This window comes from Paenibacillus nanchangensis, from assembly GCF_046543445.1.
GTDB classification, from domain to species: domain Bacteria; phylum Bacillota; class Bacilli; order Paenibacillales; family Paenibacillaceae; genus Paenibacillus_AQ; species Paenibacillus_AQ nanchangensis.
The window spans coordinates 128522-154323 of record NZ_JBHOFD010000007.1 but is presented as its reverse complement, the minus strand read 5'-3'; the positions used below and the strand labels follow the sequence as shown (position 1 = coordinate 154323).

The following is a 25802-nucleotide window of genomic DNA, read 5'->3' as shown; positions in this document are numbered from 1 at the left end:
ATATGTACAGTGTAAAAAAGTCGGTATGTTGATTATACGTTGAAAACGGAGGGCATAAGCTAACCCCCTTTGAGGTTCAAAGGGGGTTAAATGTCCTTAGCTGTGTTCAGGCTATTCATTATCCGGCTTGGCCTCGCCGGGCGGGTTCATCAAACCTTGAACAGCGCCGAGAAACGGGCGGATGGATTTGATCATGCCGTAGCCCATCTTGACGACCGGTACAAATCTTTGGACCATGCCGAACAGACGCATCCCGCCGCCGAGCAGGCCTCCCAGCCCGCCTCCGCCCGCAGCGGCACCGCCGCCAAGACCGCCAAAGCCGCCGAACAGCGAGCCCAGCATCGGGAGGAAAGCCGAAACCTTGGCGACCGGCTTACGGGAACGGGAACGCGAGTAGCCGGACGGCCTGCGGGAACGGGAACGCGCTTGGCCAGACAGCCTCCGGGAGTGGGAATGCGAGCGGCCGGACGGCTTGCGTATGCCGCTGCCCCGGACACCAGAACGGGTGCCTGCTGCACGTGCACCCGTTCCGGGGGACCGGGAGCTTGGCTTTCCGGAGGAAGCAGGCGGAAGGGTCCCCGCGCTGGCAAGTACCAACTCGCTGGAGTTCACGTCGGTAATGTACCCGACGTAAGTCTCACCGCTATGGAGGGTGACACAGACCGGGCGTCCCTGCAGCCTCTTAGCCCGAGTACGCATCGCTTTTGATTGTGCCATGAAGTTAGTTCACCTCGCTCACTGGTTTGTACTTCAATGTACGCCAGAGACGGGCGAATTGCTTGTGCGAATGGGGGCATACGCACGCCAAAAGTCACTTGGTGATGCCTGCAGCCGGCTTTTTAAAGCTCCAGTAACAGCTCCATAGCTTCCTTTTCCTTTACGGCTATCTCCTTTAAGATTTTGGAGGTATGCCGCAGCCAGTCCTCATTTCCCGTTTTTCCCGCTTTGTCGATCGAAGCGGCAACTTCACTCCATGCCGGAGCAATTTCCGTGAACTTCAAGCAAGCCTGCTTTATCCTTGGCTCATTAAGGAGCTCGTAACTTTCTTTAAGGAAATCCCTGTATAGATTGCGGAACAACGCGCCGCCCGTCCCTCCTCTTTCCATCAAAAGGGCCATCAAACCTAGGCTATCCGCCAAATCGGAACCACGCGCCGGCCATTTGAGCACTTCTTTGCTCATTTTGTCGATGCCTTTATTCCCGATATTACGGATCGGCGGGTTCAAATACTTGTAAGCATTTCTTGAGATAGCCGTCCGGAGGATTGAGGGCAGCTCTGGAAGTGCGGATGGCTGCTCGATGGTGTAGGATAGATTACGGGAGCTCATCGGCCCTTTTTCATTTCTGGCGAGAGACAAGGTACTTAACCGCGTTTGGGTACGGCTGCCTTGTTGAGCTGTGTCGGCCATATAGGCGTATTCATCATCATACCCGTATATAGCGGCATAGTGTCCCGCAAAGTGAACTTTATTGTTGAAATAATCCAGATGGTAGCTGTCCAGCTTCAGGCCTACGGGAATACCGCGGTCCAGCTTTTCCTTAATATTCGACCATGCCTTTGTCACAGAGCTGGTTTCCTGTACCTCAAGTTTCAAGTTTAAATGCGACGCTACACAGGAGGTTAACTCATCCGGCTTCACCCTGCCGCCGATAAAGGGGAGTTCCATGCCCTTCTGATCCCAATAGATAAACCCCAAACCTTCTCCTATTCCAAATAGCATCGGTTCAGACAGCCGGATCCCCTTATGCAGAAGCAAATTGCCAAATGCAGTAGTCTCACAGTGCTCCCCTCTATACGGAACAAAACGGTCTATTATCATTTCTCTGCTCCTCCTTCCAGCTCACTTATCAGCTGACCAATAAACTGCAGTTCTTTATCAATGAGACTCAGCGGGTGCAGGAAAAGCGCCCGGACATGCAGCGGCAGCTGTTCCCCGCCCTGGATTTGGTATTTCTCCTCTAATTGAACAGAGGTTTTTGTTAGAAAATCACACCGTTTACTTAACGCTTGTACAGCTTCTTCCTTGGGGATGAAAGGTAAAGCAGCCAGTCCAAGATCAAAACGGCTGTCTCTCTCCCGCGTGGATGACAAGCAGTCAATAACCTCCTTGTGGAGGATCTGCTGCCCGTTCTTCGTAATTGCAAATTTGGTGGGCAAAGGGCCTTTTCCGGTTTTATTATCAGAGTGATCCGATTGGATGAGCCCTTTTTCCTTTAATTTGTGTAAACCCGCATAGATGGAAGTGGTGCCAATCTTGGTCCACTCCCTGTACCCCCGCTGCCCGATCAGTTTATTGATATCATAGCCCGACACCTTGCTTGACTCTGTAATGATTTGTAACAGCACCATCTCTACCGCTGAAAGCTGATTCACGATAAGTTTTCCTTTCTGCATGTATATTCCACACACGTAATATAACACTAGTGAAATATAAAGTAAACACGAATACAAAAAAGGCACCCATTCAGGTGCCTTCCCATTCAGGTGCCTTGATGCCTTTCACGGCCTCCCGCCTGCTAAGCAGGGGCTTTAAGCGAGTTCATACTCCCCTTTAATCACGAAAAACGATCCGCGGATGGTGCCGGCCAGCTTGGACTTCTGTCTGGCGAACTTAAACTTTTTCTCTTCCAGCTCCTTGGGAATTTCCATTCCTTCGGACAGCTTAAACCCAACAGCCCGCTTTTTAGGATCATCAACCGTATACATGACATTGACCCCCAGGCCATCTTCATAAAAAACGAACGCCCACTTGATATTCTCCACTTGAAACCGCGCTGTTTCCAGAGGTTTGGCCGCAAACTCAATCCCGCGTTCCTCTTTCAGAATGCGGCTAACATAATCAAGGGTCTCCTGGCTTTCGCTTGCAGGCGTCACCGTAAACTCATGTTTGTATTTGTTCATAAAATAGCGGGCTTCATTCGCACGCAATCCGGCAAGCGCATCCGCCACAGGGGAGGACTCCAACCCGGCTGTTGACACCTCTTTAAAATCAACGGCATAAGACATGTTCATCGCTCCCTTATCTCTTATTTCCTAACAACAGGAATCCACATCTCCCCGACAATGGAGCCGTCCCGCTCTCCCATCATAACTGCCGCATTAGGCCCGCCCACATAGGCAATATGAGAAGCTTCCGGCAGCGCTTGGCCAAAGGCAATGCCAGCCAGCTTGTTGCTTAATTCATCTGCTGTTTTCCCTTCCCCTTTTACAACCAGGTATTCCCCCTTAGGGAATTGAATAATCCTGGACCCTTCCGCTTCCGCTGCAGACCCTGGCGCCGTCTCGGTCATCACTCCGGCATAATACATCATTTTGTTATTCACCGCTTCATTCACGGCAAAAATGTAATCATTGGCAGCCATGTTCTTTAAAGCGTCAAGTCTTCCATCTGTGCTGACGGTCTGCCAAAAATCCGTTTTTTCCTTGTTAATGCCGGCATAATCGGTATAATCGCTTTTCAGCTCCGTGCCAAGACCATAAACGATAAAGCTTTCTTTTTCCTCTACATTGTAAACTGCCATAATCCATTCCTTCTTTCTTTTATTATTTTGTGTTCTTCACTTGATAGGTATATGATAGCCTTAAATCATGTCAAAAAATGAAACTGTTTAGGAGGCCCGATGAAAAAAGTTGAACGGATTAATACAATCATGCGGTATATCAACAACCGTTCCCACTTTACCATCTCCGAAATTATGCGGGAGTTTGCCATCTCGCGTTCCACCGCGATTCGCGATATTCGCGAAATCGAGGCCTTAGGCATGCCGCTTGTCGCTGAGGTTGGACGGGATGGCGGCTATTTTGTCATGCACAATTCTCTCCTGCCCGGTGTGCGTTTCACCGATAATGAGGTTAAAGCCCTTTTTATTGCCTTTATGGCTACAAGAAATGCGCAGCTCCCCTATTTAAAAAGCCGTCACTCTTTAGCCGAAAAATTACTGGGCCTGCTCTCGGCCAACCAGCAGGATGACCTTGTGCTTTTAAATCAAATCCTGCTGTTTGAGGGGACCAACCCGCATAACCCCGACCTGCTGGAGCTGTCGGACCTGCCCCATCCCATGCTCGAAAAACTCATCCAGAGTCTGCTGATAGACAGTCATCTGCTGATTACCGTTGAGGAAGCAAAAGAAATGAACGCTTATTCCATCCATCTCCTGCACCTTTATCACGAAAAAGGCCTTTGGTTCATGGAGGGTTTTGACTTAAAGGAAGAAGAGAAACGAATTTTTTCGGTCGACAGCCTTACCGAAGTGCAGCTCTACCCGGAGAAAAAAAGAGTTACCCGTAAAAAAATTGCAGAAAAATTAAGCAGGCAGGAAGAAGAAATTAACCTTGTCCTTGATCTTGGCCCCAAAGCCATTGCGCAATACAAAAAATACCACCCTTTAAAAGCTTCCCTTTCCTACACCAACCCGTATCAAACCACAGCGATACTTAAGACGTTTGTCCATGTGAACAAACCCGAAGAATTGTCCGAGTTCGTCAACTGGCTCCTGTTCCTGGGAGACGATATGAAGATCAGGCAGGCGCCCGAAGAGATTGGGGAAGAGATGCTACAAAGGGTGGGGCTTTATGCTGATTTTAAAAGCTAGCTCCGGCGCTTGTTCCAATCAATAATCGCGTGCTGCATCAAACCAGCGCTGCGCCATTTCCTCTGTTATCGTCTGGCCGGTCTGATTAGCGGACTGGCTGAGCTGCCATACCGCTTCACCAAGGTCTTCCCTTTCGGTCGTTTCAATACCTTTTACTGTATTGAAACGTTCGGTGAAGGCGGTGATGGCAGCCTCGGCTTCGGCCAAACTGCGGGCCTCTGCCAAAGCAGCCTGTGCAGTGTTGTACGCTTCGTTAGCCAGCTTGGCCAGACGTTTCGGCCAGGCTGAGAAAGGGCGGCCAAATTCGGTTGTCCACCACTCCGTCTTTCGCAGTTGACTCACGGATGCATGGCCGGTCCACGGGCGGGTTTTAGCCCGTGTTTTCAGCTGCTGCCTTAGCCGTTTGCCTGCGGTCTCTTCCACATTATGGGCAATAAAACAGTCAAGCAGCGGCCACGTGCCCAAAGGGGGTAAATCTTCCAAATCCGGCATGAACCGCAGCTCCAGATTCGTTAACTGTGTTTGACGAGCCAACAACTCTAAGCTGCAGAAGTTCCCCCACAAGCTCAGGGAGTCCAGGTTGGGGAACCGGTCCAGACATTCAAGCGAAACAGGTTGTCCGAACGGCTCGTTTACCAATGTGAGGCTCGTCACCTGATGCAGCAGGCCCAGGTCGGGCAGCAGAAAAGGAGGATCCGTGTGGCGCCGGCTCGTGCGCGGCGCGAGTGACAGCAAAGAAGGTATACTGCCGGTGGCCGAGAAACGCGAGAGATCGCCGGAAACGATCAGCCGGAATATGCTTTCCGAAAGCTTTAAGCTCAGCCGCCCGCCGGACTGGTCCAACCCGATTTGCAGGCTATGGATCCGGGACTTGCTGGCGTCGGCTACCGTATCGGCAGACAGGACCGGGGTCCATGTCATTCCCTCAATGGGGCGCTGCTGCGCCCAGTCAAAAAAACCTGCATCACTGCCTGTATAATGCAGAAACCGCGGCCAAGGCGAACCCGCCGGCGTGGCAAAAGCCTCGAATACGTTCCAATGAATGCGTGTGTCCGGCTCGGCGTGAAGGTCTGCTTTTTTTCCCAGTTCGGAAGGTCCGATCGACAGGCTGCCTACACCAGGCCGGATGACAAGCGTGTGGCTGCGTGGTCCCGTCAGGTCAATGGGGTAACGGCCGGGTTCGCTAATAGAAGCAGAAGGTTGAGCTTGGTTATCGTTTGGCACTGTTGTCATCCTTTCTTTCCTTGGCGGATTGGGGGCCGGCTACGGCCGCTCCTGGATTCCTGTGCTGCATATGCAGATCTACATATACAAGTGCTGCACATGCAGCATCATGAAAATTGCCAAAAACCGGCGGCTGGCTGTTGGATGTCCTCCCCCTCTATTTTGGCGAAAATATAGAGCGCCCCATAACCAAATGGATAACTGTAATCCTTCCGAACCAGCGTTTCAGGGTAACCGTCTTCATCTACTTGAAACAAAAACGAAAAGGACTCCTCTCTCAGCTTCGAGAAATAATAGTCTTCCGTTTGAATAAGTCTCGGATTTCCGCCTAACTTGATCAAAAAAGGCTGATCCATCGATTCTTTGTCCTTGCTGATTTGCCCGTCTGAAATGGCGTGTTTTGCAAGACCGGGGTGAGTAAATAGATTGTTGATGCTTTCAGCAGCAACTGGATGCTCGATCACCTTCACCCGGCAATCCGGATAAATATTGTGTTCCAGATACGTCTCATAATCGTCAGGGATAAAAACCGAAATCATACTTTCGGGTTTAAACGGATGAATGAGGCATAAATAAAAATAATAGTTTTGGTTACCCTCGCGGATAAAGTCGGCTTGATCATCAAAAAACGCAGGCGCATTCCCGCCAATCCAGCCCGCACAGTATTCGTTTGGTAGAACGGGTTCGGCATAATACAGCAGGCAGTCTGTTCTCTCACCCAAAATTTTGGTTTGGTGTTCCATAGGCATATGCTATAGCTCTCCCTCAAGAAACTTCACAAGATACATGGCAGGCTGCATGAGAAACTCTGAGAAGCTGCACAAATCCGCATAAACTTGATGCTCCGCGTCATAACAGCCTATCCGGCCTTTGTTCTTCGGATTCCACACCAGCTGCAGATCGGAGTAGTTGTCGATATCAGCGGATAGACGCAGCAGTTTTTGCCGGCCGAGTTTCAGCTCAATCGTATCGGTCAAGGTGAAAAAGTCGATATATCCGATTTCATATTCATTTTGCGCCAGCTCAAGGCGCAGCTGGTTTCCAGTAAGAAAGCTGACCAGTTCATCGGGTAGTTTGTACTTTTTCAGCTCATACCTTTTGTTTTCCGTGTTATGGAACTCGGGTGGCTCCAGCGATTTCAGATAGTCAGCCAAGGCGGTATTCTTATTGCTGACGGCAATCGTATACGGACGCTCACCGTCTTTTTCCGCCAAGGTAACGTCTGCCCCGCGTTCAATCAAAAATTTGACCATACCCATATTCCCGATACGCACGGCAACGGTTAACGGAGTCGCTTGATAAGGGTAAACCGAATCCGCCTGATTGTAATTGATGTCTACTCCCTGATCGAGCAGATACGTGAGCGTCTTGATGTCATGATCCGACACAGCTTGACGTGTTACAGCCCCGCCATGCAGCTTGATATTCAGTCCCAGCTCCTGAATAAGCGGGATATTCTTTTTGTTGCCGTAATATGCCTGTGAATATGCGCCTGAGCCTATGCGGTTGACCTTGTCCATTTCTGCCCCTTGCTCTACAACGTAGCGAACGAGATCCTCCTTGCAGTAACGGACAGCGCGCAAAAAAGCCGGATTATGCGGGACATTCAAGTTAACGCCGTGCTCCACCAGCAGTTTTACAACCTTCTTTTTCTGCGCTACAAGCGCCAAATCCAGCGGACTTAACGTGGTGTTTTTGCTAAGTACGATGCCAGCTTCGATATCCCAGCCTGCTGCGATTGCAGCGCGTAAAGCCGGAAGATCTTCGTTATAAATCTGCATCGCAATTTCGGGCAGCTCCTTAAACTTCCCTATATCCTTCAGAATGATCATTTCATCCCCCTCCTGCTTCTGGATGTTCCCGCTTCATTTAAGCGGACAACACGGGCTCGCCGAACCCCTCCCGCTGTAACTATTTTCCTATCATTTTATCATAAAGGCCTCTTGTTGATTTAGCATGCGGCTTTATTCTTATTAACAAGGCACCGGTTTCTTTATCCATAAAAAAAGCTGCACCATCACTGGGCAGCCTCTTTTCCATAAGCAGTGTTAAATTTCCGTGTAAATTTGGAAGGTGACACCAAACTTGTCCGTCACATCGCCAAATCCGGGGCTAAAGGACTCTTCCTTAAACGGCAGGTTCACTTTACCGCCCTGCTGCAGCGCTTCAAACATTCGTTTGGATTGTTCCACCTCGTTTGTTGTAATGCAGATGGTGACCTTTTGTCCGCTTTCAATAGGGGAACCCCACGGATTATCAGAGAACATAAGCTCCGATTCACCAATTTGCACCTTGGCATTGGCCACAAAGCTTTTCAGATCATCATTAAAAGTTTCCGGCATATCCGGCATGTCTCCATAAGTAACGATCGAGATTACTTTAGCACCGATAGCCTGCTCATAAAACTGAATGGCTTCCTTTGTTTTTCCACCTTCTAAAGTAATATAAGGAGTGAGTTTTACCGTCATCAATCGTTGCCCCCTTGTTCCGTGTATTTTTTGAAGTTGTCTATAATCGCCTGCCAGCCCGCCTGCTGGAATTCAACGGGATGCGTGTTTTCTGCGTCAAATGTTTCAACAACCTTCGTTTCCGTGTCTTGGCCTGTGAAAGTAATCTCGACTTTTCTTCCATCTCCTATGGTATAGGAGATCCATTTGAGCGGCTCCACTTCGTCATATACTCCGGCAAAATCAAACCCCATGCTGCCATCCTTAGCTTCCATCCGGGTCAGAAACTTGCCGCCGGCCCGCAGATCATTTTCCGCGTTCGGTACATGCCAGTCCTCGGAAGCTTGATTCCACTTCATAATGTGCTTGGGCTCTGTCCAATAGCTCCATACCTTTTCAACAGGAGCCTGAACAACCGTCTGAACCGTTATTTTTGTCGGATGATTTGTTCCCATTTCACTAGACACCTCACTATATTCGTCATTTTTGCTTTTACAATTATGTAGACGTTATTCCAATCGGAAATTCATCGGTGAATTTGCTCCGGAAGCCCAAAACGCAAAAATAATTTGGTGTTAATAAAATTTTGAACGTGCAGAATCTTCTGGTCCTTGATTTCTACTACGTGAATCCCCCAAGGAATCAGCACGGAAGCTTCTTCAGGACTCGGCATATACTGCGCCAAAGCAGGATACCCTCCATTAATCGTGACCGGCAAAAAGCGGGAGCCTTCACAATGCGGCCGGGTCAGTGAAAAAAACTTGAACAAATTGTCCTTACCGCGCACCCACATGGTAAATGGCGGCATAGACATGCAGCCCTCCTCATGGAATAACGCAACCAGGGCATCGACATCAAATTGTTCAAAAGCCTGGATATAACGTGACAGCAGTTCCCGGTCGGGCTCGGCATCCATTTGGTTGGGACCGTCGGAGCGCAGCTCTGTTCGTTTCATCGTCTCCCTGGCCCGCTGCAAGGCACTATTTACAGCTGCAGGCGACAATTCCAACACTTCCGCGATTTCTTTGGAAGACCAGTCAAACACATCCTTCAATATAAAAACAACACGTTGGCGTGGCGGCAAAGTTTGCAGGAGTGCGATAAAGGCGAGCTGAAGCGTATCTTTGCGGATGAGAGCGTCCTCGGGGTTCTCCCCAAAACCGGGGGCAGGCCAGATCCAGGAGGAGTCAGGCAGCGTTTCACGGGGGACGGTAATGGATACCGCCGGATCAGACAGGTCAATGGGCAGCATGCGGCGTTTGGCTTGTCTCAGTTTGTCCAGACATAAATTGTTGGCGATACGATAAATCCACGTTTTGTGGGAAGATTCCTGCCTGAAGGAGTTCCAGTTCTGCCAGGCCCGGATATAGGTTTCCTGGACCGCATCGTCTGCATCTTCGATGGACCCCAACATTCTGTAGCAAAACGATGTTAGTCCCGGCTTCAAATTCTCCAGCAACTGCACGTCCAGTGCCGCCTCGCTCATAGTAGCCTCCTTTTAAAAGGTAAATTGGATTGTGCGTTTTGTCATAGTTTACCACAGGGCCGAGCGGTGATCATCCTTAGATTTTGCGAAAAAAACGGGCTGACCCATGTGGCCAGCCCTCCTCTTTCCTTTTACTCCTCCTGCTCCTTGATCACCTGCTCAATCCCCAGCAAAATCAGCCTTAAACCGAATTCAAACGCCCGGTCGGTTCCCATCAACTCAAACAATCCGTTGGTGAACATCCTCCGGAACAATCCCACATCCGTCTCACCCATCGTGTCCAGCAGCTGGGCCACCTCCTCACCCGGAGCAGCTCCCTGGTCTTTAACAATTTCGGAGACACTGCGCTCATGCTGATAGTTGTCCAGCACGAAGTAATAGACATAGTTCACAAGCGTAGTCACCACTTGCATCTTCTGCTCCTGCTTCAGCGGCGTCGATTCCACGCAGAGCAGCATTTGGTTGGTGAACCGGATGATGTCGGGTTCATGAGGCAGCGTCATCATCATGAGCTGCGTGGAGCAAGGATATCGGCTGAGTACGCTCCGTATTGTGACCGCAAGCTCCGTCAGTTGCTCCTTCCAGTCTCCCTCAGCGTGGAACTCCTCCAAAATGATTTTGGATACTTGGTTGGCCAGACGCTGGTAGAGCTTTTGTTTACTCTTGAAATACCAGTAGAGAGAAGGGGCCTGAATTCCCAGCCTGTCGGCGAGCCGCCGCATGCTTAGCTTCTCAATGCCTTCCTCCCCAAGAAGCTCCCAAGAAGCTTCCAAAATTTTATCCTCCGAAATCTGAGGCTGCTGCTTTTTCATCATAATCCGCCCTTTTATCTAACAGTGTAAGTTTATGCTTTACAGGTTTGTAGTCTTATGATATCATCTAACACTGTAAGGTTCAATCTTACACTGTTAGATAAAGAAAAAAGAAAGTGGTGATCCGTATGGACGCAGAAAACCTTTATTATTTTGAAAAGGCACCCGTCACAAAAGCTGTAGCGCACTTCGCTGTACCCATGATGTTAGGCACATCCATGAATGTTATTTACTCCATTCTAAATGCCTACTTTCTCGGTACACTCCACAATACGGCGATGTTAACCGCCCTCGCCTTAACCCTGCCGTTATTCGCCGTCATTATGGCGCTGGGCAATTTGATTGGCATAGGCAGCGGCACCTTCATCTCCCGTTTGATGGGTGAAAAAAAGGCGGATGACGTAAAACATGTATCTTCATTCGCCTTCTACAGCAGTTTGGTTCTTGGACTCCTTGTAATGGCCGTAGGTCTCCCGTTAATTGATCCCATTGTTCATGGCTTGGGGGCAACACCTGACTCTTTTGGTTTCACCAAAGATTATGTCACGGTTATGCTAATAGGTTCCCCATTCGTTGTGCTGTTTTTCACCCTGGAAAACATCGTTCGCTCGGAGGGGGCAGCGATCACATCGATGGTTGGGATGATTCTCAGTGTAATTGTAAACATTGTTCTCGATGCGTTGGTAATCTTCGTTTTTCACTGGGATGTGCTTGGCGTTGCGTCTGCTACGGTCATCTCTAACTTGGTTGCTAGTGTATTCTTCGCCTTCCACATCAAAGCGAAAAGCCAATTCCTAACGGTCTCCGCAAAATGGTTTAAGGCCTCTAAAGAAATTTTGAGCAATGTGTTCAAAATTGGCGTTCCCGTTTTTATTATGAGTATCTTTTTAGGGGCCATGTCGCTTATTTTCAACCATTTTCTTGTCGAATATGGGGATCAAGCCGTAGCAGCTTACGGACTTTCATCCCGGTTATTGCAATTTCCTGAGTTTATTCTGATGGGTTTATGCGAGGGAGTTGTACCGCTCATTGCCTTTACTTTTACAGCGAATAAGCTGCGGATGAAACATACGATTGGATTTACGATTAAAGCGATTGTGGGATTAGCCGTCGTGTTTGGCATCGTCGTTTATTTGGTCTCCGACCATCTCATTGGTTTATTTACCAATGATCCGCAGTTAATCGAAATGGGCAGCTATATTCTGCACGTAACCTTTTTATCTTTGTTCATTTCCGGAATGACCACCCTTTTTACGGGGATCTTTCAGGCCACAGCACAAGGCACCGCGGCGTTTGTCATGTCGATTATTCAAGGCGTCACCTTGATTCCTGTGCTTTTTATTGCCAATCGGACGCATGGTTTCCATGGGGTGGCCTGGTCGCTGGTCATTGCGGATGCCGCCGCCTTCCTTGTGGGTGCGGTTATGCTGTATGTGCTGAGGAATAAATTGCAGCCGGAGTTGGATGCATTGGTGCAGTAATCCATGTGGTGCGCACCCTTCCGCTTCACAAAAAGAAGGTGTGAACAAGCCGGTTCAGCACCGTACGCTTGTTCACACCTTCGCTCTTTTGTTATATTAATGCGTTAAAATGGCCTTCCGCATCCACCGTTGCCGTCCGCGGATCGGTTTGACCGATGCCCTCGAAAGCTCCCTTGCCTTCCTCCCGCCAGATTGGGGGGTGGTCCTGCAGCGGAGGCGCCGGTACAAAGCCGGCCAAAGCGCCGCTCCCGCTTTTCTGCACCATTTGGGCCTCCAGCAGCCGGATCTGCCGCTGCAGCTGCTCCCGGCGATACGGAGTTTGATTCTCTCCGCCCTGCGCTGCATTCACCTTTTCCAGCTCGATCAGCAGCCGGTTCCGCTGGTTCTCCAGGGAACTGACATCACTCTGTGTTCCGCCGTAGGCCGAAATCGCCTGCACCGGACTGATGCCGGAGACCGTCTGTTGTATCGCCATGGTCTGTCCCTCCGTTTCCTTGGCTTGCCGCCTCGAATCCAACAAATTCGAAGGCTGTATCCCCCATTATTACCCAGGGAACTCCGCCGTGAAAACCCTACAGACCGCCTATCCGCAATAATCGTTACTTCGACTCAGCCAGCCTCTTTTGAAGGAATATACTAAAGACCTACCCATGCCCGGCCAAGGTTCTATTGCTGGTGCATATCTGCACGCAAAAATCACAACTTTTTTGTTTAGTCGAACTTTTTCATAGATTCAAATAAACGCCTTAAGTTATGCAGCAGGTTGGTCTTCTCCTCCAGTGTCCAATCGGCCATAGCTTCACGCATAATGCGTTCACGCGTAAGGCTGATCATGGTGTTGAGCTCCTCCCCGCTTTTCGTCAATTCTGACACCCGGATGCGGGAATCCGAATTTGACGGATACGTATGAACCAACCCGGCCGCCTCTAACTTATCGATTTGCCGGCTTACGCTCGAATAGTTTTTCCCCATCATGGCAGCCAAATCACCCACACTGGTCGGTTGGACATGCCCAATCCCAACAAAAACGCGAAAGGCCGCCTCCTCCAAATTAACGCCAGCCTCAGCGATCATCTTCTTATCGCGGTCTGGCCGATTGATCATGGAGACTAAATCGATAAAAGCTTTAAAAATTTCATTTTCCATTGATTTATTCCACCTTTATAACTGGACGAGGAGCCATTGGGGCATTCCAGGCCTGCTCGATCTCTTCCAGTGTGAATACTGCTGTGTCAATTTTGATTTTCCCTTCGGCAGCCAATTCAAAAACACCGCTAACCGCGGTCAGCATATCCGCCTGCGAGACACTATTGCCCCCGCTCCCGACAAGTTCAATGGTTGATGAACGTAAAATAGCGGAAGGCAAATGAATGTTTTCCTGGCCGGATGCCGTTCCAATGCTTACAAAGCGGGTAACACGATCTGTAACTGTTTTGGCAAGAGCTGACATGATGGCGATTGCGCTATCGCCCCAAAGGTAATCCAACACCACATCAATCCCATCAGCAGCGGCGGGCATTAAGGCGGATTCAAACCTTTTTTGTCCATTATCAGCTGTCATATCAAAGGCAATTACCTCATCGGCTCCCAGAGCTTGCAGCTTCGATTCGTTGCGTCCCGTTACAATAATTTTTTTGGCGCCCAGGCTTTGGGCAATCTGAACAGCTAAATGACCGGATACGCTTGTAGCGCCATTAATCAACACCGTCTGCCCGGATTGAAAGCCTGCCCGAAAGACCAATGCAGCCCATGAAGACATGCCAGGGTTGGCGATAGCGGCAGCAGTAATGTCATCAAGACCATCGGGTAAGCGGACCATCCGCTTTTGGTTAACAAGGGTGCGCTCCGCCAAACTGCCGTATGGTGCTGTAGGCAGCGCAAAGTAAACACGGGACCCGTCTTCTAATGTTCCAACTCCATCGATACCGGCTACAATTGGAAAATTAGCTTCTGATAAGTAGTGCATTCCCATTGAACGGAACTTACTGACACGGCTTAATCCTGTGGCCGTAACCTTAATTACCACTTCCCGATCTGTTCCAACTGGGACGTCCATTTGGCCCAATACAGGATTTGTCCCTTTACTCCTTACGATTGCTGCCTTCATAGCTATCGACACCCTTCTTCCGCTTCAAATTATGTGCATTTTGCACATAATTCAGTATAGCATAATTGTGTGCGTTTTGCACATATTATCGATCAAAATTTCTCCAGTTTGTGTACCGGCCACAATACTCGTCTCAAAGCTTTACGTAGATAATAAGCGATGATCGTGCCCGCTGACCAAGAACTGGGTTTCTGCAAATAGTCCATGTATTGATCGCTGATCATATAAGTCCAGGTGGAGGTCGGGGTCTTCAGCCCGAACTTGGCCCACACGGCCGGATCGTTGGAACCTCCGAGCTTGACCAGCATATTGGCCGATTCGCTATCTATTTTCGCCGGCATTTCCTCGTATGCCTGGATCATTTGCATATGAAATTCATCGATTGGATTGCGGTTAGTAAGGCCTGTCAAATGGATGCTCTCGCGAATGTAAGAAGCGTATGCCAGATGTTCAGCCCAGAACTTGTCGATAAAATAAAGCCGTACCCGCTGCTCCGCAGGGCTCATCGTCTTCTCGCCTTTCAAAATCCGAAGGCGCTCCTCATACAGGAGACGCCTCTGTTCCTCCACCATATCCGCATAACGGTTCAGCTCCTGGCGGATTTCAAAGTTCTGGCCCATAATCACGCGCTGAATATGTGTAATTTTGCCGCGGAGCACCGACTCTTCCAGCGCTTCATCCTGTCTAAGACCGCGATAAGCGGTCGGGATTACTTTATCGATGCCAAACCGGAGCATCAACTCGTCCTCCAGGCTTATAAAAAACACGGAAGCTCCCGGGTCGCCTTGGCGTCCGGAACGCCCGCGCAGCTGGTTGTCGATCCGCACACTTTCGTGCAACTGCGTCCCTATCACGTACAGCCCGCCCAGTTTGGCGACAGCTTCGGCCTGCGCAGGGCTGCCGCCGCCGAGCCGGATGTCGACGCCGCGTCCCGCCATGTTCGTGGATACCGTCACGGCGCCGATTTCTCCTGCTTTGGCGATGATCCCGGCTTCTTCTGCATCGTTTTTTGCATTCAGAACATGACAGGGGACGCCGGCAGCCGCCAACGCCTCCGCCAGCAGGCCGGATTCCTTGACGCTTGACGTGCCAATGAGAATCGGACGTCCCGTCTTATGAACAGACGAGATTTCTTGTACCAGCGCCTTCAGCTTGGCCTCTTTATGGGTATAAATCCGGTGCGGATGATCGATTCGTTGGTTTGGCCGGTTCGGCGGGATCTGCACGACCTGGAGCCCATAAATCGCTTCAAACTCCATTGCGGAGGCTTGCGCGGTAGCTGTCATTCCGCAAATTTTGGGATAGAGGCTGAGGAAGTGCTGAAGGGTGATCGTACCAAGAATTTTTCCGCCGGCTAAGGACTGCAGCCCTTCTTTGGCCGCAAGCGCGGCCTGCAATCCGTCCGGCAAATGCCGGTTCTCCGCCACGCGGCCGGTATATTCGTCGATCAGCTCGATTTTACCGTCCCGGACGATGTAATCGACGTCTTTTTTTAATAACAGCTCCGCATGCAGCGCGCAGTTTAACGACGATAACACATGACTGTTTTGGCTGTCGTACAAATTGCCGCAGCCCAGCAGCGATTCCGCTTTTGCTGCGCCGGCTTCATTTAAATAAACATTCCGTTTGAACTCGTCGAAGTCATAATGTGCATCTTGTTCTAGCTGCCTGGCCACTGCCGCAAAACGAACACCGTCGTTACCCGAAATGTCCGGCTCACCGGCGATAACTAACGGTACCCGCGCTTCGTCGAGAAGCAGCGAATCCGCTTCGTCAACGATAACGTAGTGGAACGGTCGATTTACGGTATCTTCTTCGCTCAGCGCAATGGTGTCGCGTAAATAATCGAACCCCGCCTCTTTTGCCGTAACATACGTGATATCCGCAGCATACGCCTCCCGTTTATCCGGCAAGCTCATGCCTGCTTGAACCGATTTAACGGTTAAGCCGAGAAACCGGTAGATCGGGCCCATCCACCTCGCATCCCGGTTTGCCAAATAATCATTAAAGGTCAGCACATGAACGCCTTTGCCGGTCAGTGCATTTAAATATGCAGGCATTACGGCGGACAGCGTTTTTCCTTCCCCGGTATGCTGTTCGATCAAAAATCCCTCGTGCAGAGCAATAGCAGCCATAATCTGAACATCGTAAGGCTCCAGCCCGAGCATTCTCTTTGCTGCTTCGCAGACCAATGCGTAAGCATCGACAAGCAGCCCGTCCAAAGGCGTACCTGCTCTTGCTTCCTTTTTGAGCCGCAGCGATTCCGCCTGCAGCCGCTGTTCGTCCCATGCCTCTAAATTCCGTGTCTTGATAAGCTCCGCTTGTTCCCTATAGCCTTTTAGCTTAAGCCGGTTGTCGCGGCCTTTAAATTCCTGGATTAGCTTAACGGCTGCATTCATCGGATTGCCCCCCTTTTTTTACTCATCCTTTAACCGCCGTTGATACAAAACAACAGAAATTGCGGTTAATCCAACCGTCCATACCAAGATCATGAGAAGGGGTTTTAGTAGGTCTCCCGCGGCAAAACCTGCTTTAGGCAGATTTAGCAGATGCACAAGTTGACTGCTTGGCATGTAATCCAGCACTTTTAAAATGGGGTAATCCTCCACAAAAAACGCTCCCCATGGCGGCCCGGCAAAAACGATCCCCACAGGAATGATCGCTAGTGAGGCATCAAGCAGTGTTTTGGAGTATAAACCGCATATCGTCCCGGCTGCTATGTATAAAATAATAGAGAGTAGGATTGCCGCCACAAACGCCCACATGCTAGCCGGCTCGTAGCCCAGTATAAGGGTGGAAGCCGCAAGAACAACAGCAGACATTACAAAAACCAAGGTGCTTTTTCCGATTAAAACATCCATGGTCGTAGCCGGAGTCATCATTAATGACCGTAACGTGTTACGTTCCTTTTCCTCCGCAATCAAACATGCCTGTACTAAACATGTTAGGATCACAAACGAACTATTTAGAAGAAAACCAATGGCTCCCGGTAAAGATGACCCTGCCCCCCGAAACAGTAACGCAAAGACTAATGGAAAAATGACAACAATCGAAATCGCATAATTACGGGAGAACTCTTTGTAATCCTTCACAAATATCGCCCGGGCGCGTTTGAATGAGAGATTCATCGCAACTCACTTCCTGTCATCTTAATAAAAATCTCTCCCAGGCTCGGCTCTTTTGTTTCTAATCGATCAATTAACCCTCTTTTCATCCAATCAGCGATTTGATCAGCCGTTCCCTCATCTACCGGGAGCTCGTAAGCTTCTCCATTGAGCAAGTCAACACGCACTATGTTTTCCCTATGCTGTTTTTTCAGTTCCCTTGGCGAGCCGATCGTTTGGATTTGTCCTTGATACAGAATCGCTACACGGTTACACATCAATTCCGCCTCAGCCATATCATGTGTTGTTAAAAAAATCGTGGTTCCCTGCTCATTTAAGTAACGTAAGCCTTTATAAATATGTGCTGAGTTTACTGGATCTAAAGCCGAAGTAGGCTCATCCAAAAATAACAACTCCGGCTCATGAATCACCGCACAGGCCAACATGACACGCTGGCGCATCCCTTTCGATAACCGGTTGACTTTCTTTTTGCGTTCTCCGCTCAAGTTTACAAACCGCAGGACCTTATCAACCGCAGACCTGGGGAAATCATACAACTTACGATACAGCTCCAGATTTTCTTCAATCGACAGTCTCTCATATAAACCACTGTTATCCGTCAAAATGCCAAACCGCATCTTCTGTGCAGACAGCTGCATCCTCTCCGCCGGCTGATCCAATACCCTCACCTGCCCGCTTGTCGGATTTAACTGCGCCGTTAAAATCTTGATTAATGTCGTTTTTCCCGAACCGCTTGGACCGAGGAAACCAAAAATCTCACCTTTCGGAATGGAAAAAGACACATCTGCTAACGCATCCTTTGTTCCAAATCTTTTCCGAATGCGTTCTACTTGGATAACATTCACTTCCACCACTTCCTTAGGTTGATGATGGTTCGAGTATATAAAGATTACATGCCTCCAGCCATCAAAACCCGCCGAATTGTAGCTATTGCCGCCTGAACTGTACCATTGCATGCTGATTGGTCCGACATTCCCCTCAAAAATCAGATGTTTAGAAGCGACTTTAATTCTTGCAGCTTTGAACGGGATAACGGAACCACGGCATCTTTGTCGGTATTTAACCGCAAGCTGTAGCTGTTTTTTGTCCAGGTGATAATCTCCCTTACTTTTTGCAGATTAACAATGTAGGATCGGTGACACCTAAAAAATCCGAAGTTCAACAATCTCTGCTCAAGCTCGGTTAACGTCAAAGTACAGTCATAATTTTCTCCGCCCACGTGGACATGAATGGAGCCCTCCACACTTTCGATAAAATCAATTTCAGGCGGATTAAACAAAATCACCTTGTCTTTTCTTTTGGTATAAATCTTCTGCAAGGTTATGTTGGCCCGGTCTTGCTCCTGCACTTCCTGCTTATCCTCCTCAGGGTCCCGAATGTCCAATGGATGAAATCCAAGCTTGTTCAATTGATAAATGACATCGCAGGAAATAAGAGCATCCTCCAGATTTGAGGTCAAAATTAAAATTTGTTTTTCCTTCGACAGGTCATCTAGAATTCGTTTCAAATGACGGCGGTCTTGTTCTTCCAAATAAAAATAGGGTTCCTCCAGCACAACCGCAGGCTGATGCGCAAAAAAGACACGCAGTAATGTCACATACGCCCTTTTGGATGGGCTTAAATTTTTGATTTTGACTTTTTGTTCTTCTTTTAGAGCAAAATACTCCATCAACAAGGTGACACGGTCGTTCCTCTCCGTCACATTGATTAGAAAGGTAATGAGCTCTTTCACCGTTAAGTGCAAATACTCGTTTTGCCCGGCGCGAAACAAATAATATTGCGAAGGATCCTCTAATTGATTCATTAATAGCTGCTTTCGCTTCAAGTCCGTTATAAGGCCAACCGATTGATTCGGTATCATATTAAATTCGATTTCCGGCAGAAGTAATTCCCCGTCATAATAAACTGGTTGAAAATGCATGCTGCCCCGTCCTCCTGATAAATACCGCTATAGGATATATATAACAATTATAGTGCCGGGAGGCTTTTGGGGGAAATCTGACGCAGGTATCGAGTGTGATCGTAATAAAAGAAAACTCCGAAGACCCGTATATATACGGGCTTTCGGAGTTTCTTTTAAAGTCAGCCATGCACAGGGCTGGTTTGCATTTCATAAATTTTTTGGAGGGTATCGATACATTGCGTTTTCTCTTCCTCATCTTCTGTGTGGAGATACCCTTCCACAAGCCTATACCCAAATATGAGAAGGATAAATTCGTGAACGCAATGTTCTGTTATTGGGGAGGCCTCTGCATACTCCAAAAAACCTTTGTAATACGCGGGGACACAACGCTGGTAGTATTCGACCATGTGATCGATATCCGCTTCATCTGCAATCAGGCTTGCGAGATCTTCGCCCAGGTACCCCCATCCGCAGGTATCCCAGTCGATGAGTGCAATGTTGCCGTCGGCGTAAATCAGGTTGGTCACCCAGAAGTCCCGGTGGCATAACACGCGGGGCAATTGTTCGATACGGGCGAATATCGCATCTGCATGCTCATCGATGCCGATGAGCATTCGCCGCACGTGCCGCGGGAATTCGCAGGCATCCGAGCGTATACAATCGTAGACGACCGGCCAGGACCGGTAATGCAGATACGTTTGTTTCATGAGATCAACATGGCTCAGGTTGTTTAGGCTGCGCAGTACGGCGGGCTGCTCCGCATACAACTTGCCTTGATAGCGTCCCAACTCCAGCGCGGCCTGCTCATACATGTCACCAGTCAAGTCTAAACCGGATATGCCATCGATGTATTCCAGCCACAGCTCAAATTCATTTTCTTCGGTATTCATCTCGGCGTAGTAACATACCGGCCAGCGGAAAGAATCCGAAAACGTTGTTCCCAAATCAGACGCGTAGAGATCATATTCACGGCGCCATGAATCCGGATCGCCGTAGCGCTCCCATTTTTTCTGGATTTTCAGGACAATCCGGTACGGCAGTTCGCCGCCATTCGCGGTTTCTGCGATCCCAGTTACCAGGTACACCTTTCCCACAGTTCCCCCCTGTAACGAACTCGATTGCCAGTCGGCGGAGAGGATCTCTGTTTTGAACTGCTGGCTTAAAGCATAGATCAGCGCTTCCGGTTTACGGGTTTCATCTCTTCGATCCCCGTTTGCATATCCATAGGTTTTGAAATCCATCATGGTTTTGAGTTAGCTCCTTTAATGTTGTTTTGGACGCAAAAATGCCGCGGACAAGCAGCCTCTAAAGAAACTGTTGTCGCGCGGCATCAAGACGCAAAAAAGATACGACCTTCATCGTATCCTGCAAACAGCATATTTCACGAAAGGTTACTATGGATGGCATACTAAATAAGACGGGCACTCCCGCTTTATTGATGTATGCCTGCTATTCAGTTCTAAGACCCAACCACCCTATAAGTAGCTGCCATTTGAACACATCCCCTTTCGTGTCAGGAACTCGCTTATCGCTAAGCTGTTTATAAAATAACCTGTTTTGGAAAATAAATCAATCCCGTTTGCGTTTCGAAACCTTATACCTGAAAAACCGCAGAAAAAAAGAACAGCATGTAAGCTGTTCCCTTTCGCTGTGCTTTAAAAACACGTAAACGAGCTAATCCGTCTCAAATCGATGCCAAAGTACCCCCAGAAGAAACCGAACCATCTAAATCCTGCAACAGAATTGCGCCCGACGAATACCGGGAAAAACCAGAATTGCTCGCCGTTATTTAGCCAGATGTACGTGTTACGGTACAGGCAGCGTCTAATCCCTCCGGGGTCGACGGCAAAAGTGGAAACCTGCTGCGGCACAAATTGCGGCGGCGGTGCTGTTGGCGCTTGAACGCCTCCCGGTGCTCCCCCTGGAGATCCGCCTGGAAACCCTGGCCCTCCCGGCACGCTAGGCCCCCCTGGTACGCCAGGTCCCCCTGGGATTCCCGGAAATCCTCCGCCAGGTCCGGGTGATGGAAAAAACCCCATATATGATCGCTCCTCTCATTGAATAGGCATTATCATCATATGCATTCGCGGAGAAGGCGCTTGGGCGGATGCCCATAAAAAACGTCCAGCTGAAGTTGGACAGCAGTTACAATCAGGGCAACAGCAAATGGTAACCTTTTCGGTTTATCCGCGTCTTATTAAATAATAAAGAGATCTGACGATTCGAGGTGAATGCTTTGAACAACACCATAAGATCTATCCTCGCAGCAATCGGGATCGTATTTGCATATGCTGTTGGCGCCTGGCTTTACTATAAAGGGAGTCAAATCATTTTCCATCAAACCATTCGCGAAAATGAATACAAAGGAATCGTCGTTTCGTCATTTTTCTTATACTTGTTGATCATGGTGCCTTTAATTTATCTCGTTTGCTTTGCCCTAGACAGAAAAATAAAATCCATTACCTTAAAGTGGCTGTTCTCAATTATAGCCTCCATTTTAGTTGGTTTCATTCTCCCTTTTTTAGCAACCGGCGGACGTGTATTTTCTCCAGAAGGTCAATTGCTGTTATGCTTTTTTATCCCGCCCGCAGTTATTCTGGGGATGTTATTTAACTTGCTTTTTGCAAAAAAACAATGAGGCCATGGAACGCAGCTCCCAATTCCCTCAACTTGCGCTAATAGAGCGGGTTGGATATAATTCCCACAAAGGAATTTGTAGGAGGAAAATTAGATGCATCCAAAAAAAGTCCCCCGTTAAGCCCGAGGTCCTCCATCCATGTGCTGTGGCAAGTACCCAAATAAATCAAAGGGAGATGTACACTAATGCACATGAATGGACCTATAAATATTTCTCGGAACGAAAGACTTAAAACCTGCCACGAAATTGCTTCGAGATTGCACGAGGTATACGGTGAAAAAATCCTGGCTATAGGGGTATATGGTTCGGTATCTCGAGGTACCGACGGCCCTTTCTCAGATATTGAGATGTTATGCGTACTAAATGAATCCAACGAATCCGTAGAGTTTAGCTATGAATGGTCAGCGGGACCCTGGAAAGCAGAAGTCGAAGTATGTAGTGCGGACGTTCTCCTTAATACCGCCTCAACAGTGGAGGGCGATTGGCCATTAACGCATGGACCTTTCTTTTTTCAACTTAGCCTGTATGATCCAACAGGTTTTTTTTCAAGATTGAGGGAGGCTGCCGAATCTCCAACAAAAGAGGATTTCCGGCATTCTATCAATGAGGTCCTTGTAGGGGAAATGTACGAATTTATTGGGAAGCTCAGGAACGCCAGTCTAAATGGACCGCGAACCTACTTGCCCTACTTGGCAATGGAGTTTGCTCAATACGGAGCGATGTTAATCGGTTTGCATAATCAAAAGCTCTTCACCACTGGCGCATTGGTTCTGCCAGAGGCATTAGAATTGCCTGGCCGTCCAGAAGGATTTGACGATGTCGCACAAATGGTGATGTCTGGTGAGTTAGCAGAACCGTCGAAGATCATTGCAGCCTGTGAGAATTTTTGGAACGGTCTTGTGATGTGGGCAGCCGAGCATAACTACGTAATAAATACAGAACGCATTCCGTTTTGAGATGCAGTGCGGCATTTACAATCATAATCGGTAGTTTTGATAAACCAAAGACCCCTTTGCGGGGGTCTTTGGTTTATACAGCAGACTGACCATAAAATTCTGCCTTTTGGACCGCTTGTCTAAATTTCAAGCAGATAAGGAATTCTCCAAATTTGTTTAATCAACGATCTGGATCCGGAAGAGGGGCCATGAATGATTTTGGGCAGGTAAAGTTAATCAAGCTAAGGGGTTGGGGTTCATGAAACAGGTAAGTAGGTTAAAGTGATAGATGGAAAAATAGAGTGGAGGATTTAAGCATGGTCAAACAACGCAAGATTTTACTAACTGTAACCGTATTGTACACACTGCTTGTTCTTTATTTTATGTTCTTTGCTTTCGGCAGAGGAGAGGCTTCGGATAATATTTCGGGATATACCTTTATTTTCATGCCCGATAACTTCCTTAAGCTGCCGTCTCCATCTGATCTTCTGCCTCCCACCCTAATGGATTTGGTGGGTTTCGGGAACACTATTGCGTTTATTCCTTTCGGTATATTGATTCCATGGCTGTACCGGGTCAGCTTCGTCCGGTTCATCACCTTATTCTTCATCGCGATTCTTGTGCTGGAAACGATCCAGGCCCTTACATTCCTGGGCAGCTTCGATATCAACGACGCTCTTCAGAATTCGATTGGAGTAGCCCTCGGTTTTGGGGCGTACAAGCTTGGTTTCCGTTACCGGAGCCTCGGGCGCAATCTGGTGGCAACGGCTATATCGGGTATGGTTCTTTTTATAGCTTTATGGGGATTAGGGGCGGCGGTAGACAAAATAATAACTAAAGTAGAGGGTCCGTTTACGGCGATCACTGAATGGACGGACAACACGGGCAATTCATCCACCGGAGACAAACCGGACCGTATTCAAATCAACGGACAGAAGATACCGCTCCGCTATAACCTATATGGCGCTGAAGGCGGAGACTCCAGAACGTTCACGTACAAGTCTGAGGGACAGACAACTTTCTCCTTCGACTACGGATGCCCCGAACCAACGGATTATTCCGGTAGTATCAGCGTTACTCGCGATGGCAAGGAGATCATGAGCAATTCTGGAGAGTTTCAGCGTACTAATCCTGATCTGTTCCCGGGGTTATTCGAGATTCCGCTTGAGCCAGGGGATGAGCTGAAGATCACGATTAAGGGCGACATGAAAGCATGGGATGTAGGATATAAGCGGATGCAGTATTTCTGGAACTGAGTGCTTAATGGGATGTCGCCGCCATTTTATCATGAATAACACCTAGCGCTTGGGTTTCCAAGCGTTTTTTTTACTTTGAGATCGGGATTTTCAGAAACCTGGTTATAACCTAGGCTGGTTGGTTGTCCAGTTGGGTATTTTAAAGGAGCTGAAGGTCTGGAGAACGATTGGCCCCTACGCTTACCGAGTACATCGCTATGAAGGAAAGCTCAATCTCTTGGAAAATGCCGCCCTGCTCCTATGTTGGAAAGAAGGAGATGGCTTTGAACCTAAGCAGATGAAGGCCTTTCTGAGCACGGATATTTCACTGAGACTGGACTGAAAACACAAAAAACCACTCCAAGAGCGGTTTCTTGTATTTTCTATTTACACTCGTAGACCTAATCGGTTAGCCAGCGCTTTAGCAAACTCTCTTTGAGAGTCCAACTTCAATTTGTTATACTCTCTTCTCATGCGTTCCTGTGCTTTCTCCATGTCACCTATTGAACAATAGAGTATCGTCAAATGATGAGGAGTCTCGAAAACCCCATTTCTCTCCCGTGACTCCATTACTTGGATGACATCAGTGATACTCTCAAATTGCCGAAGATATGGGAGGATATATTCTGTAGTATCTTTTGTTATCTGTTGTTTAAGCAGTTCAACATCAGTGTCGGCAGTCAGCCTATACCAACTGTCGTCTTTCGTTAGTTCTGTGCCACGAATACGCATAACCGAGTTGATTTCCAGTGGGAATTTCGGTTTTGGGAGTTGATACATTAACATAAATACCTTTTCTACATAGATGCCTGTATTGAAGAAGAATTCAACCTCATCTTTTGTATTCCCTTTTGATGACTGAATGTTCACTGTTGCTGAGAAATCAGAACACACGTGAGCGAAGTTCTTCCCCTGCTTCTTATACCCTTCTTCCTTAAACAAGGGGGCAATGGTCTCACTAACAACCAGCTTAAATACATCCTGCATACACAATCTACATTGCCCCTTAGCTATAGTACCCTGCTGTTATTGTAAAATGCTGCTCTTCAGTCCCAGCTTTTAGAATGTAATTCTCAGACGCTCTCCATCTTAACAGGAGTTTGCGTATGGTGATTAAATCCCTTGAATATAAGCCAAACCGGCAGCACGATTTCAAATATCGCCCCCGGGATGAACAAAACCTCTCCGGCATCCAAACCCGCCATGGACAGAGAACTGCTCGCCAACAGACCCGTATACCCAATCAATCCGATCACGGATAACAACCGCGGAACCAACCTCGACCGGTAGAGAATATAACAAAATAACAAGCTCCCAACACTCAATACAAGCATGGCTAAATCAAAAAGCATGTAATGGGCTTCGACCGCTAAATTCCCTAACGTTTGCAGGTAGGAATCACCGGAAGCTCCCGCGGATGTAGACAGCTTATTGAACGCAAGAAGGATAAGCGGACCGATTAAACTTACCACCAGCAATACCGACTCCATGACCCGGGAAGCGAAGTACCCATACGCAAACCCTTCATGATATTTTTTTAACGCCGGCTGCAGCAGCATGGCAATCCCTACAACGGCTATGGCATTAATCAGTTCCAAAAACAACCCTGCCAACACGCTCGATTGATTGGAGCCCACACTAACCAGCACATCCGTTCCGTGCAGCACAGGGTCTAAGATCTGACTTCCCACCAAAAAAACGGCCGTCGATAATAAAAATAATACCCCCACCATACGCTCCACTTTTCTCATAATCGATCTCCTCCCTAAGCTAACTAATAGCAGTATAGCTTGGGGAGCAGGGGGCCTGTAGACAC

28 protein-coding genes are annotated in these 25802 nt (G+C 48.4%); 5 read left to right on the top strand and 23 right to left on the bottom strand.

Annotated features, from left to right (window positions below; all coding sequences use genetic code 11):
* Nucleotides 1–111: 111 nt before the first annotated feature.
* The 5 genes from ACE6ED_RS07500 to ACE6ED_RS07480 form a co-directional block, all read right to left on the bottom strand.
* Nucleotides 112–717: a hypothetical protein gene (locus ACE6ED_RS07500; RefSeq protein ID WP_410826478.1), complete on the bottom strand. Its 606-nt coding sequence runs from the start codon at nt 715–717 to the stop codon at nt 112–114.
* 122 nt (nt 718–839) lie between these two features.
* The gene (locus ACE6ED_RS07495; protein ID WP_410826477.1) at nt 840–1820 is read right to left on the bottom strand and encodes a BtrH N-terminal domain-containing protein; all 981 of its coding nucleotides are present in this window, start codon (nt 1818–1820) and stop codon (nt 840–842) included.
* Nucleotides 1817–2374 (bottom strand): PadR family transcriptional regulator, encoded by a 558-nt coding sequence (locus ACE6ED_RS07490; protein ID WP_410826476.1) that lies wholly within the window; start codon nt 2372–2374, stop codon nt 1817–1819. The genes ACE6ED_RS07495 and ACE6ED_RS07490 overlap by 4 nt, the downstream gene beginning before the upstream one ends.
* A 156-nt stretch (nt 2375–2530) precedes the next feature.
* Nucleotides 2531–3007: a phage tail protein gene (locus ACE6ED_RS07485; protein ID WP_410826475.1), complete on the bottom strand. Its 477-nt coding sequence runs from the start codon at nt 3005–3007 to the stop codon at nt 2531–2533.
* Nucleotides 3008–3027: 20 nt separating this feature from the next.
* Nucleotides 3028–3522 carry a GyrI-like domain-containing protein gene (locus ACE6ED_RS07480; protein WP_410826474.1) on the bottom strand — a complete coding sequence of 165 codons (495 nt, stop codon included), beginning with the start codon at nt 3520–3522 and terminating at the stop codon, nt 3028–3030.
* Between the two features lie 99 nt (nt 3523–3621).
* Between ACE6ED_RS07480 and ACE6ED_RS07475 the strand changes: the two genes are divergently transcribed.
* Nucleotides 3622–4593: a helix-turn-helix transcriptional regulator gene (locus ACE6ED_RS07475; protein WP_410826473.1), complete on the top strand. Its 972-nt coding sequence runs from the start codon at nt 3622–3624 to the stop codon at nt 4591–4593.
* Nucleotides 4594–4611: 18 nt separating this feature from the next.
* Here ACE6ED_RS07475 and ACE6ED_RS07470 read toward each other — a convergent pair whose 3' ends face one another.
* The 7 genes from ACE6ED_RS07470 to ACE6ED_RS07440 all read right to left on the bottom strand — a co-directional run bounded on the left by ACE6ED_RS07470 (nt 4612) and on the right by ACE6ED_RS07440 (nt 10562).
* Entirely contained in the window at nt 4612–5826 is a 1215-nt protein-coding gene (locus ACE6ED_RS07470) for a hypothetical protein (protein ID WP_410826472.1), read from the bottom strand.
* A gap of 98 nt (nt 5827–5924) precedes the next feature.
* On the bottom strand, nt 5925–6566 hold the full coding sequence (locus ACE6ED_RS07465) for a hypothetical protein (RefSeq protein ID WP_410826471.1): 642 nt from the start codon (nt 6564–6566) through the stop codon (nt 5925–5927).
* 3 nt (nt 6567–6569) lie between these two features.
* Nucleotides 6570–7649, bottom strand: coding sequence for an ankyrin repeat domain-containing protein (locus ACE6ED_RS07460; protein ID WP_410826470.1), 1080 nt, complete (start codon nt 7647–7649; stop codon nt 6570–6572).
* A 216-nt stretch (nt 7650–7865) separates the two neighbouring features.
* The gene (locus ACE6ED_RS07455) at nt 7866–8285 is read right to left on the bottom strand and encodes a VOC family protein (protein WP_410826469.1); all 420 of its coding nucleotides are present in this window, start codon (nt 8283–8285) and stop codon (nt 7866–7868) included.
* Nucleotides 8285–8719, bottom strand: coding sequence for an SRPBCC family protein (locus ACE6ED_RS07450; protein WP_410826468.1), 435 nt, complete (start codon nt 8717–8719; stop codon nt 8285–8287). Before ACE6ED_RS07450 ends, ACE6ED_RS07455 begins: the two co-directional genes overlap by 1 nt.
* 71 nt (nt 8720–8790) lie before the next feature.
* Nucleotides 8791–9750, bottom strand: coding sequence for a sigma-70 family RNA polymerase sigma factor (locus tag ACE6ED_RS07445; RefSeq protein WP_410826467.1), 960 nt, complete (start codon nt 9748–9750; stop codon nt 8791–8793).
* A gap of 131 nt (nt 9751–9881) precedes the next feature.
* Entirely contained in the window at nt 9882–10562 is a 681-nt protein-coding gene (locus tag ACE6ED_RS07440; protein ID WP_410826534.1) for a TetR/AcrR family transcriptional regulator, read from the bottom strand.
* Nucleotides 10563–10690: 128 nt separating this feature from the next.
* Between ACE6ED_RS07440 and ACE6ED_RS07435 the strand changes: the two genes are divergently transcribed.
* Nucleotides 10691–12043, top strand: a complete 1353-nt coding sequence (locus ACE6ED_RS07435) for an MATE family efflux transporter (RefSeq protein WP_410826466.1) — start codon at nt 10691–10693, stop codon at nt 12041–12043.
* Nucleotides 12044–12134: 91 nt separating this feature from the next.
* Here the strand turns inward: ACE6ED_RS07435 and ACE6ED_RS07430 are convergent, their stop codons facing one another.
* The 9 genes from ACE6ED_RS07430 to ACE6ED_RS07390 form a co-directional block, all read right to left on the bottom strand.
* Nucleotides 12135–12518, bottom strand: coding sequence for a hypothetical protein (locus ACE6ED_RS07430; RefSeq protein ID WP_410826465.1), 384 nt, complete (start codon nt 12516–12518; stop codon nt 12135–12137).
* A gap of 236 nt (nt 12519–12754) precedes the next feature.
* Complete coding sequence (locus ACE6ED_RS07425; RefSeq protein ID WP_410826464.1) at nt 12755–13189, bottom strand: MarR family winged helix-turn-helix transcriptional regulator; 435 nt, start codon at nt 13187–13189, stop codon at nt 12755–12757.
* Between the two features lie 4 nt (nt 13190–13193).
* Nucleotides 13194–14150 (bottom strand): quinone oxidoreductase family protein, encoded by a 957-nt coding sequence (locus tag ACE6ED_RS07420; RefSeq protein ID WP_410826463.1) that lies wholly within the window; start codon nt 14148–14150, stop codon nt 13194–13196.
* A gap of 92 nt (nt 14151–14242) precedes the next feature.
* Entirely contained in the window at nt 14243–16549 is a 2307-nt protein-coding gene (gene secA2 / locus ACE6ED_RS07415) for an accessory Sec system translocase SecA2 (protein WP_410826462.1), read from the bottom strand.
* Nucleotides 16550–16567: 18 nt separating this feature from the next.
* A complete protein-coding gene (locus tag ACE6ED_RS07410; RefSeq protein WP_410826461.1) occupies nt 16568–17278 on the bottom strand; it encodes an ABC transporter permease in 711 nt (236 codons plus the stop codon).
* Entirely contained in the window at nt 17275–18120 is an 846-nt protein-coding gene (locus tag ACE6ED_RS07405) for an ABC transporter ATP-binding protein (RefSeq protein ID WP_410826460.1), read from the bottom strand. Before ACE6ED_RS07405 ends, ACE6ED_RS07410 begins: the two co-directional genes overlap by 4 nt.
* 140 nt (nt 18121–18260) lie before the next feature.
* Nucleotides 18261–19196 carry a LytTR family transcriptional regulator DNA-binding domain-containing protein gene (locus ACE6ED_RS07400; protein ID WP_410826459.1) on the bottom strand — a complete coding sequence of 312 codons (936 nt, stop codon included), beginning with the start codon at nt 19194–19196 and terminating at the stop codon, nt 18261–18263.
* A gap of 161 nt (nt 19197–19357) precedes the next feature.
* Nucleotides 19358–20419 (bottom strand): aminoglycoside phosphotransferase family protein, encoded by a 1062-nt coding sequence (locus ACE6ED_RS07395; RefSeq protein WP_410826533.1) that lies wholly within the window; start codon nt 20417–20419, stop codon nt 19358–19360.
* A 414-nt stretch (nt 20420–20833) separates the two neighbouring features.
* On the bottom strand, nt 20834–21217 hold the full coding sequence (locus ACE6ED_RS07390) for a collagen-like protein (protein ID WP_410826458.1): 384 nt from the start codon (nt 21215–21217) through the stop codon (nt 20834–20836).
* 197 nt (nt 21218–21414) lie between these two features.
* On the opposite strand from ACE6ED_RS07390, the gene ACE6ED_RS07385 reads away from it, so the two are divergent.
* The 3 genes from ACE6ED_RS07385 (at nt 21415) to ACE6ED_RS07375 (ending at nt 24007) form a co-directional block, all read left to right on the top strand.
* Complete coding sequence (locus ACE6ED_RS07385; RefSeq protein ID WP_410826457.1) at nt 21415–21816, top strand: hypothetical protein; 402 nt, start codon at nt 21415–21417, stop codon at nt 21814–21816.
* Nucleotides 21817–22001: 185 nt separating this feature from the next.
* Nucleotides 22002–22772 (top strand): ANT(4')-I family aminoglycoside nucleotidyltransferase, encoded by a 771-nt coding sequence (locus tag ACE6ED_RS07380; RefSeq protein ID WP_410826456.1) that lies wholly within the window; start codon nt 22002–22004, stop codon nt 22770–22772.
* A 296-nt stretch (nt 22773–23068) separates the two neighbouring features.
* Nucleotides 23069–24007 carry a VanZ family protein gene (locus ACE6ED_RS07375; protein ID WP_410826455.1) on the top strand — a complete coding sequence of 313 codons (939 nt, stop codon included), beginning with the start codon at nt 23069–23071 and terminating at the stop codon, nt 24005–24007.
* Nucleotides 24008–24373: 366 nt separating this feature from the next.
* On the opposite strand, the gene ACE6ED_RS07370 is transcribed toward ACE6ED_RS07375, so the two are convergent.
* Complete coding sequence (locus tag ACE6ED_RS07370; RefSeq protein WP_410826454.1) at nt 24374–24973, bottom strand: DUF4304 domain-containing protein; 600 nt, start codon at nt 24971–24973, stop codon at nt 24374–24376.
* Between the two features lie 86 nt (nt 24974–25059).
* A complete protein-coding gene (locus tag ACE6ED_RS07365) occupies nt 25060–25737 on the bottom strand; it encodes a DUF4386 domain-containing protein (RefSeq protein ID WP_410826453.1) in 678 nt (225 codons plus the stop codon).
* Nucleotides 25738–25802: the final 65 nt, after the last annotated feature.